Source organism: Streptomyces sp. NPDC058051 (genome assembly GCF_042885475.1).
GTDB lineage: Bacteria > Actinomycetota > Actinomycetes > Streptomycetales > Streptomycetaceae > Streptomyces.
Map to the genome: position 1 here is coordinate 271,916 of NZ_JBHVRW010000006.1, position 13,526 is coordinate 285,441.

The 13,526-nt window shown below is 69.5% G+C and carries 14 protein-coding genes; 3 read left to right on the plus strand and 11 right to left on the minus strand.

Going from position 1 to position 13,526, the window contains the following annotated elements; all coding sequences use genetic code 11:
• Positions 1-57 precede the first annotated feature (57 nt).
• Positions 58-693: a nucleoside/nucleotide kinase family protein gene (locus ACFVUT_RS13095; protein ID WP_389658831.1), complete on the minus strand. Its 636-nt coding sequence runs from the start codon at positions 691-693 to the stop codon at positions 58-60.
• 134 nt (positions 694-827) lie between these two features.
• Between ACFVUT_RS13095 and ACFVUT_RS13100 the strand changes: the two genes are divergently transcribed.
• Positions 828-1,220, plus strand: a complete 393-nt coding sequence (locus ACFVUT_RS13100) for a VOC family protein (RefSeq protein ID WP_389658828.1) — start codon at positions 828-830, stop codon at positions 1,218-1,220.
• Between the two features lie 162 nt (positions 1,221-1,382).
• Here ACFVUT_RS13100 and ACFVUT_RS13105 read toward each other — a convergent pair whose 3' ends face one another.
• The 9 genes from ACFVUT_RS13105 to ACFVUT_RS13145 form a co-directional block, all read right to left on the minus strand.
• Positions 1,383-1,934 carry a DUF4231 domain-containing protein gene (locus ACFVUT_RS13105; RefSeq protein WP_389658825.1) on the minus strand — a complete coding sequence of 184 codons (552 nt, stop codon included), beginning with the start codon at positions 1,932-1,934 and terminating at the stop codon, positions 1,383-1,385.
• 10 nt (positions 1,935-1,944) lie between these two features.
• Complete coding sequence (locus ACFVUT_RS13110) at positions 1,945-2,718, minus strand: glycerophosphodiester phosphodiesterase family protein (RefSeq protein ID WP_389658822.1); 774 nt, start codon at positions 2,716-2,718, stop codon at positions 1,945-1,947.
• Positions 2,719-2,822: 104 nt separating this feature from the next.
• Positions 2,823-3,755: a LysR family transcriptional regulator gene (locus ACFVUT_RS13115; RefSeq protein ID WP_389658820.1), complete on the minus strand. Its 933-nt coding sequence runs from the start codon at positions 3,753-3,755 to the stop codon at positions 2,823-2,825.
• 352 nt (positions 3,756-4,107) lie between these two features.
• Positions 4,108-6,036 carry an alkyl/aryl-sulfatase gene (locus ACFVUT_RS13120; RefSeq protein ID WP_389658817.1) on the minus strand — a complete coding sequence of 643 codons (1,929 nt, stop codon included), beginning with the start codon at positions 6,034-6,036 and terminating at the stop codon, positions 4,108-4,110.
• Between the two features lie 405 nt (positions 6,037-6,441).
• Positions 6,442-7,635: a glycine C-acetyltransferase gene (locus ACFVUT_RS13125; protein ID WP_389658814.1), complete on the minus strand. Its 1,194-nt coding sequence runs from the start codon at positions 7,633-7,635 to the stop codon at positions 6,442-6,444.
• A 40-nt stretch (positions 7,636-7,675) separates the two neighbouring features.
• Positions 7,676-8,704, minus strand: coding sequence for an L-threonine 3-dehydrogenase (tdh, locus tag ACFVUT_RS13130; RefSeq protein WP_389658811.1), 1,029 nt, complete (start codon positions 8,702-8,704; stop codon positions 7,676-7,678).
• 317 nt (positions 8,705-9,021) lie between these two features.
• Positions 9,022-9,450 (minus strand): TIGR03668 family PPOX class F420-dependent oxidoreductase, encoded by a 429-nt coding sequence (locus tag ACFVUT_RS13135; RefSeq protein ID WP_389658808.1) that lies wholly within the window; start codon positions 9,448-9,450, stop codon positions 9,022-9,024.
• 107 nt (positions 9,451-9,557) lie between these two features.
• Positions 9,558-10,382: an LLM class F420-dependent oxidoreductase gene (locus ACFVUT_RS13140; protein WP_389658805.1), complete on the minus strand. Its 825-nt coding sequence runs from the start codon at positions 10,380-10,382 to the stop codon at positions 9,558-9,560.
• 362 nt (positions 10,383-10,744) lie between these two features.
• Positions 10,745-11,209 carry an ATP-binding protein gene (locus ACFVUT_RS13145; protein ID WP_389658802.1) on the minus strand — a complete coding sequence of 155 codons (465 nt, stop codon included), beginning with the start codon at positions 11,207-11,209 and terminating at the stop codon, positions 10,745-10,747.
• Between the two features lie 157 nt (positions 11,210-11,366).
• On the opposite strand from ACFVUT_RS13145, the gene ACFVUT_RS13150 reads away from it, so the two are divergent.
• Both ACFVUT_RS13150 and ACFVUT_RS13155 read left to right on the plus strand, forming a co-directional pair.
• Entirely contained in the window at positions 11,367-12,230 is an 864-nt protein-coding gene (locus ACFVUT_RS13150; protein WP_389658799.1) for a Scr1 family TA system antitoxin-like transcriptional regulator, read from the plus strand.
• Positions 12,227-12,472 (plus strand): DUF397 domain-containing protein, encoded by a 246-nt coding sequence (locus ACFVUT_RS13155; RefSeq protein WP_389658796.1) that lies wholly within the window; start codon positions 12,227-12,229, stop codon positions 12,470-12,472. The genes ACFVUT_RS13150 and ACFVUT_RS13155 overlap by 4 nt, the downstream gene beginning before the upstream one ends.
• Before the next feature lie 141 nt (positions 12,473-12,613).
• Here the strand turns inward: ACFVUT_RS13155 and ACFVUT_RS13160 are convergent, their stop codons facing one another.
• Positions 12,614-13,498: a peptidase S1 gene (locus ACFVUT_RS13160; protein WP_389658793.1), complete on the minus strand. Its 885-nt coding sequence runs from the start codon at positions 13,496-13,498 to the stop codon at positions 12,614-12,616.
• Positions 13,499-13,526 lie beyond the last annotated feature (28 nt).

Genomic DNA, 13,526 nt, shown 5'->3' on the forward strand with positions numbered 1-13,526 from the left:
CGACGCGACACGGCATACAGCATCCTGCCCGTACGTGCCGGTCCACGCGAGCGGGGATCAGGTCCACGAGCGCAGCCTCACGACCAGACCGGCCCGGGAGCGACCGCGTTCCACCAGGCGTGCGTTCGGTTCGTCGGACTCGGCCACCCAATGCTCGGCGTACGTACGGGGCTTGCCGAACCGCACATGCCGGTCGACGAGCCGGCGCACCCGCAGGTCCGGTTCGAGCTCCAGGAACCACGTCTCGTCCAGCAGCTCGTGCACGGGCGCCCACGCCCCTTCGTCGTGCAGGAGGTAATTGCCCTCGGTGACGACGAGCGGAATGTCCGGAGGAACGGGCACGGCCCCGGCGATCGGCTCCTCCAGCGCACGGTCGAAGGCGGGGGCGTACACGGTGGTCCCCGGTTCCGGGAGGCGCAGGCGACGCAGCAGGGCCGCGTACCCGGCGGCGTCGAAGGTGTCGGGTGCTCCCTTGCGCCCGGCGCGGCCGAGCCGTTCCAACTCGGCCTGGGCCAGGTGGAAGCCGTCCATGGGGACGAGGACGGCACGTCCGCCGAGCGCGCCGACGAGCTGTGCGGCAAGGGTGGACTTCCCGGCGCCGGGCGCTCCCGCGATGCCGAGGATGCGCCGGCGGCCCGGGACGGCGAGGCGCCGGGCGCGGGCCGTCAGCCCGGTGAGGTCGCTGGTCTCCATGAGGCGCATTGTCCCGGTGCGTGCCCGCCGGATGCCACGACGGAGCGGCACGGTTCCCGCAGGGGTGGGTAGTGTTACGTATGACGTACGGGCTCGCCCCGCCGTGAGCCGCCCCTCTCCGCACGAGGATTCCCATGCCGCACATCGCCCTGGTCACCCTGGTCGTCCACGACTACGACGACGCCGTGGCCTTCTACACGAACGCCCTCGGCTTCGAACTGGTGGAGGACACCGACCGGGGCGACGGCTCGCGTTGGGTGGTCGTGCGTCCGCACGGCGCGGAGGGATCAGGACTGCTGCTGGCCCGTGCCGGGGACGAGGCGCAGCGGGGACGGGTCGGTGCCCAGACGGGCGGGCGGGTCGGCTTCTTCCTGCACACCGAGGACTTCGCGGGCGACCACGCGCGGATGCTGGCCGCCGGTGTGCGGTTCCTGGAGGAGCCGCGGCACGAGGCATACGGATCGGTGGCCGTCTTCGAGGACCTGTACGGCAACCGCTGGGATCTGCTCCAGCCCTCGCGCCCCTGAGCCATGGCGCCGCCCCGCTCCCCGTGCGCGCACTGGAGGCAGGGACGCGAACAGGAGGCGGGGAGCGGTGAGTTCGGATCGCGATGCCGTCGCCCCCTTCGGGGCGGGTCTCCTCGGTCAACACGACGGGTCTCCTCGGTCAACACGCCGAGACGGATGCGCTCACACCCTGCGCCGGGCACCCGGCAGCCCGGGGTTCTGTCCGTCCGGGACGGATTGAGGCGTCGGTAGCTCGTTGAAGAACGACTCGGCTTCATCACGACGAATACCCATGATCATGTCGATCAGTGCGCGTGTGTCGGCCTCTCTGCGCTCGGGGGAATACGGCTCATCCGCTGAACCGTGGCGCGCGAGCTTCCACTTCAGGTACGCATGACTGATCGCTATCTCCGTGTTGCGGAGCAGAATCCACGACTGGTCGAAGCGGTAGAAGGAGCGCAGAGCTGTGACTGTGGAGATGGTCACGCCGACGAGCGACAGGACCAGTTCCTTGTGGGCGAATTGAGAGGTGGCCAGCAGCGGAAGGAGCGCGCCGATGATGATCACAACGATGCCGCTGAACCGATGACCTCGTCTGTGCCAGCGTGCGCGGGCATCGTAGAAGTGCCGCAGCTCTTGGACATACAGCTCTACCGTGGAATCCAACTCGTCATCAGCAACATTCAGGAAATCGCGAAGGGACGGGGCACGGAGCCTTCGCACATGTGTCCTCACGGAACCTCCCTCATATCGTTGGCCTCTGATGGGCCGTTGGTAGATACCCGTCGAAGTAGAAGTTGTCGGCGACGCGTGCCGCGCGGGCTTCAGTCTCTGCTGAGGTGACAGTCCAGGCAAGAAGCGGGATGCCTCGCCGCTGCCAGAGCGCGGCATAGGAGGATGGCAGCATCTCAAGCTCGTATGCGATGAAATCCGGAGAGGTCACACAATTGGTGACCATGGTGCGGCCGATCAACGCGGTCGCCCGGTTCGCGGAACGCAATGCACCGGAGATCTGCCCGACGGGTCTGTCATTGATCAGACGACGCAGCCGGTACACGGCCAGCGGGTCGAAGGACTGCAGAGCGACAGGACCGTGGTAGTCCTGAATGCCCACTGCTACTGCTCTCTCCAGACGGGGGCTCAACTCCGAACCCCAGCGTCGCACGTCGACGACGACAGGGATCCGGCCGTCGATGACCTCCAAGGCCTGTTCGAGGGTGGGCACCGGTTCACCGGAGTCACCGAGACGCAGCCGGCCCAGGTCCGCACCGCACATCCGGGAGACATGCAGCGGTACGCCTGTCATCCGCTCCAGCGTGGCATCGTGCACCACGACGAGCGTGCCGTCATGGGCCAACTGGACATCGAGTTCGACCGGGATGCCCCGCTCCACTGCGCGGCGGAAGGCCGGCAGGGAGTTCTCGGGAATGCCGAGCGAGGTGTCGAAGAGTCCACGGTGCGCGATCGGCGCGGAGAGGAGCCAGTCGAAGTCCCGCACGGGCCCCCCTACGGTAGACACCCACCACCTTCACAGATATCCCCTCAGGAAGTCCGGGGAACCCGACTCCGCCGACTCCCGCACCGTGCGCTACGACCCCGCGGCCTGTCCCGCGCCGACACGTGTCACGACGAGGCCGGCAGCGGCAGCGCCGCTTCCCGTACCGCAGCCGAGGCCAACGCGTCGAGCACCGGCGCGATCAGCGGATGGTCTTCCGCCCCGTGCCGCACCGCGGCGAAGACCCGGCGGGTCGGGGCGCTGCCCTGCACCGGCCGCACCACGACCCCCGTCAGCTCCATCCCCCGCAACGCCGACCGCGGCACCAGCGCCACCCCGGCACCCGCACCGGCCAGCGCGACCACCGCGCGGAAGTCGTCCGAGGAGTGTTCCAGCCTCGGCTGGAACCCGGCGAACTCGCAGGCCAGGACCACCACGTCATGGCACGGGTTGCCGGGGTAGGGGCCGATCCACGGGTCCTTCTCCAGGTCGGCGATCGCCACCTGCTCCTGATCGGCCAGCCGGTGCCCCACCGGCAGGACCGCGTCGAACGGCTCCGAGTACAGCGGCACCCGGGTCAGCCGCAGGTCGTCCTCGCCCGGCGCGCCCCGGTACTCGACGGCGACCGCGACATCCGCCTGCCGGTCCAGCACCATCGGCACACTCGCGTCGCCCTCGGCATCCTGCACACGGACGCGGATGCCGGGCGCGGTGAGGGCCAGGGCGGCGATCGCGGGGGCGAGGACCAGGCCGATGCCGGTGGCGAACGCGGCGACCGTGACCGTGCCCGCGTCCCCCGCGTCGTACGCGGCGAGCTCCGCCTCGGCCCGCTCCAGCTGGGCGAGGACCGCGTTGGTGTGGGTCAGCAGGATCTCCCCGGCGGGGGTGAGCCGGGCGCCGCGCGCGTTGCGTTCGACCAGCCGGTGCCCGGTCTCCTGCTCCAGCGCGGCAAGCTGCTGGGAGACCGCGGAGGGCGTGAGATACAGCGCGGCGGCTGCGGCGGTCACCGTGCGGTGGTCAGCCACCGCACGGAGAATGCGCAGCCGTCGTGCATCGATCATGTGCCCCATTGTCCCAGGTCATGCAGGAAGCCCGGCCACCGCGGCGAGGCTCCCGGCGGTCGGCGAGGGCGCGAGTGCGGGGCGCGGGGCCCGGGGATGCCCCTACGAGTCGCGGGGCCCGGGGATGCCCCTACGAGTGTGGTCAATGCACTCGGACACGCGCACTGTCCCGATCGGACCCCACGCACCACGACCGTCCGGCGAGCGGGTCACCCCGTACGTCGCTCTCCGACCCTGCCGGCGATGATCCGCTACCCCCGCACGGCATCCACGGTCCAGGTGCTCAGCAGCACGGTGACCACCGTGGCGGCGAGCACACCGCCCCCATCACCGCGAGCACTACCGTCGGGTGTCAGGGCGTGACGATGGCGAAGTCGGGGGCCGGGTCGCTGAGGTGGGCGAGAAGTTCGGTGAATGTGCCCGTATCTCCCTGGATCGTGGCGAGGCCCTGGTCGGCGAGGTCACCGAGGCAGGTGGTGCCGAGGAGAAGGGCGCGAAGGTCCGGCTCGGCGAGGGTGATCTCGGTGTCGGGGTCGGCTGCTTCGGGTGTCGTTCCGGTGGTGTGGACGAGGACGCCGTTGCGCAGGCGCAAGGTGACCGGATCCGTGTCGCGCACGCGGAAGCGGATGGTGAGGTCGGCATGCCAGCTCCGGGGGCCGTCGATCCGGATGGCCAGGGAATCGAGGAGCTGGTCCAGAGTCAGGGCAGCCAGCAGGTCGGGGCCCGCCGTGGACGTGGGGGTGCCGACGGCTCCCTGGCGGAGTTCGAGGGCGCCGGTGAGGTAGAAGTTGCGCCAGGTGCCGTTCTCGCTGCCGTAACCGAGCTGCTCCAGCGCGTCGGCCTGCAGTGCGCGCGCCTCGTCATGGTGAGGGTCGGCGAACAGGACGTGGTTGACGACCTGGGCCACCCAGCGGAAGTCCCCGGCCGCGTAGGAGTCGCGGGCCCGGCGGACGATCTCGTCGGCGCCACCCATGAAGTCCACGTAACGCTGGGCCGCCTCGGCAGGCGGGTGTTCCCACAAGTGGGCGGGGTTGCCGTCGAACCAGCCCAGATAGTGCTGGTAGATCGCCTTGGTGTTGTGGCTGACCGAGCCGTAGTAGCCATGTGTGTGCCAGGCGCGCTCCAGCGTCGGCGGTAGCGTCATCTCTTCGGCGATCTCCAGCGCGGTCAGCCCCTGGTTGAGCATCCGCAGGGTCTGGTCGTGCAGGTACGCGTACAGGTCACGCTGCTCTGACAGGAACGCCAGGACGCGCTCGCGGCCCCGGACGGGCCAGTGGTGCGAGGCGAACGCCACGTCGACGGAGCCCGCGAACAGCGCGATGGCCTCAGTGAGGTAGTGGGCCCACACACGCGGGTTACGGACCTGGGCACCGCGCAGGGTCAGCAGGTTATGCAGGTTGTGGGTGGCGTTCTCGGCCATGCACAACGCCGCCCGGTCGGGGAAATGGATGTTCAGTTCAGCCGGCGCCTCGGTGCCGGGAGTGAGGTGGAAAACCATCACAATGCCGTCAATGGTCTCGCTCTGCCCGGTATGGGTGACGTCCAGGGTCGGGGGGATCAGACCGGCGGCACCGGTGGACGTCGTCTGACCGAGACCGGCACCGATCTGTCCGCGCTCACCCTTGGGCAGTGCCGCGCCGTACATGTAGGCGGCCCGGCGGCCCATGGCCGTCCCGGCGTAGACGTTCTCGCTGACTGCGTGCTCCAAGAAGCCCTCAGGGGCGATGACCGGCACCCCGCCATCGACGTCCCGTGGGTCGATCACGCCTCGGACACCACCGAAGTGGTCGATGTGGCTGTGCGTGTAGAGCACGGCGGTCACAGGTCGTTCGCCCCGATGCCGCCGGTACAGCGCGAGGGCGGCCGAGGCGGTCTCGGCACTGATGAGCGGGTCGATCACCAGCACGCCGCGGTCGCCCTCCACCAGGGTCATGTTCGACAGGTCGAACCCGCGCACCTGGTAGATGCCCTCGGCCACCTCATACAGACCGTGCTGGGCGACCAGGCGGCTCTGCCGCCACAAACTGGGGTTGGCGGTCTCGGGGCAGTCCTCTTCGAGGAACCCGTAGGCGTCCAGGTCCCACACAGCACCGCCGTCGCCGCCTCGCACCACGGTGTCCTCAGCCGTGCCCACAAAACCCCGCGCGGCGTCCTCGAAGTCCTGCGTGTCGTCGAAGGGGAAAGACTCACGCGCTGCGGCGTTGCCTGCGGCGACGCCCGGTTCGGCCGCCTTGGACTGGGTGGTCTCGGTGGACTGGGTGGTCTCGGTGGACTCGGCCATGGCGGTCTCCCTCACTGCGCGACGTGTCCAGCTCCTTGCGCCTGCCCTGCAGATCGCGGCCGCTGTCACGCTCCCGGAAGGGCAAGGCACGGGCCACCCGCGTGGGCCGTTCGGGGGACAGAGGTGTCATGTGCGGCCGTTGCGACGACGCACCAGAGGTGCCCCTCACAGGACGCCCCGCGCGAACACGGTGAGCCCGAAGGCGGCCCGCAGCCTGACCACACGACGCCAACGGATCGGGCCCTGGGAACCACCTCGGCGACGGAGGGCGACGGAGGGCGATGAACGGCACCAGGGCGCCGCCGGTGCGACCGGTGGCGCCCTGCCCTCTGCTCGGAGCAGGGTGCGGGACGGACAAGGTCTCGCCCTCTGCACCGCTGCTCCCCCGTGCGGCCCTCGGCGCCGCTACTCCCCCAGCGCGGCCCGCGCGTCGACGAACGCGTCGACGGCCCGGTTCACGTCCGCCGTGGAATGCGCGGCGGAGAGCTGGACGCGGATACGGGCCGCGCCCTGCGGGACCACCGGGTACGAGAACCCGATCACGTACACACCGCGCTCCAGGAGCAGCTCCGCCATCCGGCCTGCCTTCGCCGCGTCCCCGATCATGACGGGGGCGATGGCGTGGTCGCCGGGCAGGATGTCGAAGCCCTCCTCGGTCATCCGGTTACGGAAGAGCGCGGTGTTGGCATTCAGCTGCTCGCGCAGGTCGCCCGCGGCCTCCAGCAGGTCCAGGACCTTGAGGGAGGCCGCCGCGATGACGGGGGCGAGCGAGTTGGAGAAGAGGTACGGGCGGGAGCGCTGGCGCAGCAGGGCGACGATCTCGGCGCGGGCCGCGACGTAGCCGCCGGACGCACCGCCGAGCGCCTTGCCGAGGGTGCCGGTGATGATGTCGACGCGGTCCATCACGTCGTGCAGCTCGGGCGTGCCGCGTCCGCCGGGGCCGACGAAGCCGACGGCGTGCGAGTCGTCGACCATGACCATGGCGTCGTAGCGCTCGGCCAGGTCGCAGATCTCGCGCAGCGGGGCGACGTACCCGTCCATGGAGAAGACGCCGTCGGTGACGACGAGCCGGCGCCGGGCCCCGGACGCCTCCTTGAGCTGCGTCTCCAGGTCGGCCATGTCGCGGTTGGCGTAGCGGAAGCGCCTGGCCTTGGAGAGGCGGATGCCGTCGATGATGGAGGCGTGGTTGAGTGCGTCGGAGATGACGGCGTCGTCCGGGCCGAGGACGGTCTCGAAGACACCGCCGTTGGCGTCGAAGCAGGAGGAGTAGAGGATCGTGTCCTCCTGGCCGAGGAACGTGGAGATCCGCTGCTCCAGCTCCTTGTGGACCTCCTGGGTGCCGCAGATGAAGCGGACCGAGGCCATGCCGTAGCCCCAGCGGTCCAGAGCATCGTGGGCGGCGGCGATCACCTCGGGGTGGTCGGCGAGGCCCAGGTAGTTGTTGGCGCAGAAGTTGAGCACCTCACCGGGCCGGCCGCCCGCGGTGACGGCGACGCTCGCGGACTGCGGGGTGCCGATCACGCGCTCGGGCTTGTGGAGTCCGGCGGCCCGGATCTCGTCGAGGGTGATGCGCAGGTCGTCGCGTACGGAGTCGAACATGAGGGTGTCTCCCAGCTGGGTACGGAGGCGGTCGGAAGTCTCAGGCGGTCCAGTCGAGGATGACCTTGCCGCCGCGCCCGCTCGCCGCGTCGTCGAAGGCCGCCTCGAAGTCCCGGTAGCCGTACCGGCCGGTGATCACGGGGGCGAGGTCGAGGCCGCCCTCCAGCAGTACGGACATGGCGTACCAGGTCTCGTACATCTCGCGGCCGTAGATGCCCTTGACGGTGATCATCGAGGTGACGATGCGGGACCAGTCGACGGCGAACTCTTCGGAGGGCAGTCCGAGCATCGCGATCCGGCCACCGTGGGTCATGTTCGCGATCATGTCGCGCATTGCCTCGGGCCGGCCGGACATCTCCAGGCCGATGTCGAAGCCCTCGCGCAGTCCGAGGCGCTGCTGCCCTTCGGTGATGGTCTCCTCGGCGACGTTGAGGGCGAGGCTGACGCCGACCTTCCTGGCCAGTTCCAGCCGGGCCTCGCTGACGTCGGTGATGACGACGTGACGGGCCCCCGCGTGCCGGGCGACGGCGGCGGCCATGATGCCGATCGGGCCGGCGCCGGTGATCAGTACGTCCTCGCCGACCAGCGGGAACGACAGCGCGGTGTGCACGGCGTTGCCGAACGGGTCGAAGATCGCGGCGATGTCGAGGTCGACGGGAACCCGGTGCACCCAGACGTTGGACGCGGGCAGGGCGACGTACTCGGCGAACGCGCCGTCCCGGCCGACGCCGAGCCCGAGCGTGGAACGGCACAGGTGGCGGCGGCCGGCCAGGCAGTTGCGGCACTTCCCGCAGACCAGGTGGCCCTCGCCGCTGACCAGGTCGCCGACGCTGATGTCGACGACGTCGGCGCCCGTCTCCGCGACCTCACCGACGAACTCGTGCCCGAGGACGAGCGGGGTGCGTACGGCCTGCTGGGCCCAGCCGTCGTAGTTCCGGATGTGCAGATCGGTGCCGCAGATGCCGGTACGGAGCACCTTGATCAGTACGTCCGAGGGGCCGATCTCCGGCTCGGGCACGTCCATCAGCCAGAGTCCGGGCTCGGCCTTCTGCTTCACGAGTGCCTTCACGGCTGCGGCTCCCTGCGCTGGTACGGCGTTGAGTACCCCGGGCCGGGGCAGCCTTGAGCGAAGCCTGCGGCCCGGGGAAGAAGAGGGGGACGACGTGGCAGCGCGCGTCGATCGGCTGCCGCACACCATCCTCTGCCGTCACGGAGAAATCTGCCGCACCCCGCGCCACAGGTCCATCGAGGTTTTCTTAAGCGCGCCCGCAGCTCCGCTTCACGCCCTGTTCACGCCCCCCGTACGCCCGCGCCGAGTGCGCGCCCGGGCCGGGCGACCCGCCCCCGCACCCCGTCCGCCGCCGTCTCCGTCAACGGCCACACGGTTCACCGTGCGCGCCAGCCGCTCCAGCGCAGCACCGACACCTCGATCACCGGTCCGCCGGGGGGCTGCTCGGCGTACTGCGGGTATTTCGCCGTGAGCAGGTTGACGCGGCGGGCCGCCTCGGGCGACCGGTCCGGCGGCGGCAGCACCCTGGCTCTGCCGTCGGCCCGAACCCACCAGAGGCGGTCCCAGTCGTCCTCGTAGTGGTCGGCAAGCAGGCAGACCGACGGGTTGGCCGCCATGTTGGCCAGGCGTTTCAGCCGCGTCGTCCGCTTCGGCTTGTGGTCCACGACCAGCAGCACGGTGTCGCCGTCCAGGGCGAACACCACGGGTACCAGGTGCGGACGGCCCGCCGTGTCGGCCGTAGCCAGACGCGCGACACGCCCCCAGGCGAACCGCTCACGGGCCTCCGCATGTGTCAGATCGGGCATCGTGCCCCGCCCTTCCAGCAGTCGCGGCGTTACAGAGTTACAGAGTTACGGAGTGACGAGGACGGTGACGAGGCGCCTGCCCCGCACCGGGCAGTGGTCTCGGTGCCTCACCGGAACCGCGCGGTGATCTCGGTCAGCCGGTCCAGGTACTCCCTCGTTTCCCGTTCCGGCATCGTCGGCAGGTAGAACAGCACGCGTTCCACTCCCAGACCGCGATAGCCCTCGATCTGCTCGGGATCGTCGGGGATCCCGTACACCGTCACCGGCACCTCCCGGTCTGCCAGAGCGCGCAGCCGCTCGATCTGCGGGCCGAGCTCCTGCGGCGGCACGCCGTTGGCCAGCCACGCGTCCCCGAGCTGCGCCACCCTCCGGAACGCGCCCTCGCCACCCCCGACGTAGATCGGCGGATGGGGGCGCTGCACGGGCTTGGGCCAGGCGAAGGCCGGGTCGAAGTCCACGAACTCGCCGTGGAATTCGGCCTTCTCCTCGGTCCACAGCTCACGCATGGCCCGCAGCCGCTCGTCGGTGAGCCGGCCGCGCGTGGCGGGATCGGTGCCGTGGTCCCGCATCTCCTCACGATTCCAGCCGACACCGACACCGAAGATCACCCGACCGCCGGAGACCAGGTCGAGCGAGGCGACCTCTTTCGCCGTGATGATCGGGTCGCGCTGCGGGATCAGCGCGATGCCGGTGCCCAGCAGCAGCCGCTCGGTCACCACACCGATCGCCGTCAGAGCCACGAAGGGGTCGAGGGTGCGGTAGTAGATGTCCGGCAGTTCGCCCCCGCCCGGGTAGGGGGACCGGCGGTTCACCGGAATATGGCTGTGCTCGGCGATGAACAACGAGTCGAACGCCCGTTCCTCAAGAGCGGTTCCGAGCGAGATCGGGCTGATGCCCTGGTCGGTGATGAAGGTCGAGACTCCGAATTTCACGACGGCTCCTCAGCAGCGGCGGGTACGGGACATGCGCGGGAAAGAACGGACAGCAGCGCTTTCCTGACTACCCGCCCTGAGTGATCCCGCCCCGATGACCACCCGAGTGAACCCGTACGGCACCTTCCGCGCTTCTCCGCAGGCCGGAGGAACTGCGCGCGGAGGTGACCCGGCTGAAGAAGGAGGAACGTGAGCTGCGCCGGAAGCACGCCGCCGAAGCCGGGAACGGACCGAGGCGTTGTTCGCCCACCGGGACGGGGCGGCCACCAGCGCGAGGCCCTCGAACGTGGTGACCTGCTCACCACGGTGTAGCGGGAACACCCCCACAGCAGCCTTCCACCCAGACGCGGTGCGCGTGATGCTCAGTAGAGCAGGTCCAGCTCGGCACGGATCGTCTTGCCCGGCGGTACGCGGTCCAGTACCGCCCATCGGTCGGCCAGTGCCTCGACCAGGATCAGCCCGTGCCCGCCGTCGGATCCCGGAGGCGGCGGCACCAGCTCTCCCGGCCCCGGCGGGCGCCGCTCGCCCCGGGTGTCGCTGACCTCGATCCGCAGGAGGCCCAGTTCTTGCGCGTCGCCCGGCGCGTGGGTCAGCCGCACCTCGAAGTCGCGGCCCGGTACCCGGCCGTGGGTGACGGCGTTCGCGGCCAGCTCGGCGACGATCAGCGCCGCCGTCTCCGATGCGTCACTGCGGTACGGGATGCCCCAGTCGTGCATCACGTGCAGCGCGAGATGCCGGGCGAGCCTCGCTCCTCGTGGCGTGGAGCTGAAACGCTGCGCGAACACACGTACGGTGAACGGCGGTTGGGGGGTGACGAGTGCTTCCATGCGCCCACCCTGCGGACTCAGAGCCCATCGGACCAGCTCAGCGACTCGTACGCTCAGTCAGCGTACGGGTGCGGAGGGTAGACGGTACGCGTAACAATGCGTGAGCATGGGCGAGTTGCGGACCGGGGCAGGCACAGGGCACGGGAGGTGGCCGGACATGACGGACGGCGTCGGCGGTACGGGTGGAGCGACGGGCGCGAACGGGGAGCCGGAGCCCTCGGACAGCCTGAAGGCGTTCGGGGAGGTCGTCAAGGCCTTCCGTAAGCGGGCACTGCTGACACAGGAGCAGTTCGCACCAATGGTGGGGTACTCGGTGCCGACGGTCGCCTCGATCGAACAGGGACGGCGGTTCCCGCCCCTGGCCTTCGTCGAGCGGGCAAAAGTGGTGCTGGACGCGTTCGGGGTCATCAAGGCGGCGGCACGGCATCTCTCGCGACGACCGGGTTTGGCGAGCTGGTTCCGGCAGTGGGCGCAGTTGGAGGCGGAGGCGATCAGCCTCTACACGTACGAATGCCGGGTGGTGCCAGGCTTGTTGCAGACCGCAGCGTACGCCCGCTCTATCTCGTACTCCGTTCCACCGCTCCCTTCCGAGGAGGAGATCGAACAGCGCGTCGCCGCACGGATGGCCAGGAAGGAGTTGCTATCCACCAAGCGGAAGCCAGCCACTGACTTCAGCTTCATTTTGGAGCAGGCGGTGCTGATGCGGCACAGTGGCGGCGACGAGGTATCGCGAGAGTTGTTCGGCCATCTGATGGAGGTGGTTGACCGTCATCCGAACGTAGAATTGCAAATCATGCCTCTTCGGCAGCCTACGCATGCTGGACTGGACGGCCCTCTCCAGCTCTTGGAGACCCTGGACAACCGCTGGCTCGGGTACTCAGAAGGTCAGGACACAGGGCACTTCATTTCCGAGCCGAAGTCCATCAGCTTCCTCCACCAGCGATATGCCAAGATGCGCTCGCAGGCTCTCACCTCAGAGGACTCCTTGAGCCTGTTGAAGCAAATGCGAGGAGCGCTATGAGCACCACAGACCTGGCCTGGTTCAAGAGCAGCTACAGCGGATCTCAGGGCGACTCCTGCATAGAAGTCGCCCTCTCCTGGCACAAGTCCACCTACAGCAGCCCCTCTGGCGACTCCTGCGTAGAGGTCGCCGCCTGCCCCACCACCGTCCACGTCCGGGACTCCAAGGTCGAGGAGGGCCCCCAGCTCGCCCTCTCCCCCGCCGCCTGGACCGGCTTCGTCGCGTACGCCGTCAGCGGCTGACCGTACAGCGCCCCCACGGCACAGCACCGCGCCGTGCAACGAATCAACTCCGGTGCACGGCGCGGCGGGTGGCAGCTGCCAGGTATCAGGTATCAGGTATCAGGTGATGGCGTCAGAGACGCCGGGGCACGTCACACGGCGTCAGGACAGCGCCAGCTCGGTGACGTTGGTCGCCTCCAGGACCCACGTCGCGCTCAGGCCGCCCTCCTTGACCCGTGCGGCGCCGTCGCCCTTGAGGACGCCGATGCGCTTGCCCGACAGGGCGATCTGGATGGTGTGGGTGTACTCGTGGACCCACGTGGCGCTGAGGCCGCCCTCCTTCACGTACGCGTCACCGCTGTCCGTGAGGACGCCGATGCGGTTGCCGGACAGTTCGAGCTGGATGACGTCGTTGTGCTCCCGCACCCAGCCGGCGCTGAGGCCGCCCTCCTTCACCCAGGCGGTGCCGTCACTGGTGAGGACGCCGATGCGGTTGCCCGACAGGTCGAGACCGATGACGTTGCCGGACTCCTTGACCCAGGTGGCGCTGAGGCCGCCCTCCTTCACCCACGCGGCGCCGTTGCCCGTCACGATGCCGATGCGGTTGCCCGACAGTTCGAGCTCCTTGACCTTGTCGTGCTCCTTGACCCACGTCGCGCTCAGGCCGCCCTCCTTCACGTACGCGTCGCCGTTGTCCTTCAGGACGCCGATGCGGTTGCCCGAGAGCGCGATCTGCTTGACGTCGTCGGACTCCCTGACCCACCTCGCACTGAGGCCGCCCTCCTTCACCCAGGCGGTGCCGTCGCCCGTGAGAACGCCGATGCGGTTGCCGGTCAGCACGACCTGCTTGACGTTGCCGGACTCCTTGACCCAGTTCGCGCTGAGGCCGCCCTCCTTCACGTGCGCGTCACCGTTGGCGCGCAGCGTGCCGATGCGGTTGCCGCCGTTGCCGGAGACCGTGCCGGGCACCGCGTCGGCCGTGGATGCTCCGGTGAGTCCGGCCAGGGCCAGAACGGCGGTGACCGCGGAGAGAGTCTTGAGGTTCATCCGAGTAACTCCTTTACGGAGAGCGACC

Coding starts and splice junctions, on each gene's coding strand:
- ACFVUT_RS13095 (WP_389658831.1), bottom strand. CDS start 693: ATGGAGACCAGCGACCTCACCGGGCTGACGGCCCGCGCCCGGCGCCTC.
- ACFVUT_RS13100 (WP_389658828.1), top strand. CDS start 828: ATGCCGCACATCGCCCTGGTCACCCTGGTCGTCCACGACTACGACGAC.
- ACFVUT_RS13115 (WP_389658820.1), bottom strand. CDS start 3,755: ATGATCGATGCACGACGGCTGCGCATTCTCCGTGCGGTGGCTGACCAC.
- ACFVUT_RS13120 (WP_389658817.1), bottom strand. CDS start 6,036: ATGGCCGAGTCCACCGAGACCACCCAGTCCACCGAGACCACCCAGTCC.
- ACFVUT_RS13125 (WP_389658814.1), bottom strand. CDS start 7,635: ATGTTCGACTCCGTACGCGACGACCTGCGCATCACCCTCGACGAGATC.
- ACFVUT_RS13135 (WP_389658808.1), bottom strand. CDS start 9,450: ATGCCCGATCTGACACATGCGGAGGCCCGTGAGCGGTTCGCCTGGGGG.
- ACFVUT_RS13145 (WP_389658802.1), bottom strand. CDS start 11,209: ATGGAAGCACTCGTCACCCCCCAACCGCCGTTCACCGTACGTGTGTTC.
- ACFVUT_RS13150 (WP_389658799.1), top strand. CDS start 11,367: ATGACGGACGGCGTCGGCGGTACGGGTGGAGCGACGGGCGCGAACGGG.
- ACFVUT_RS13155 (WP_389658796.1), top strand. CDS start 12,227: ATGAGCACCACAGACCTGGCCTGGTTCAAGAGCAGCTACAGCGGATCT.
- ACFVUT_RS13160 (WP_389658793.1), bottom strand. CDS start 13,498: ATGAACCTCAAGACTCTCTCCGCGGTCACCGCCGTTCTGGCCCTGGCC.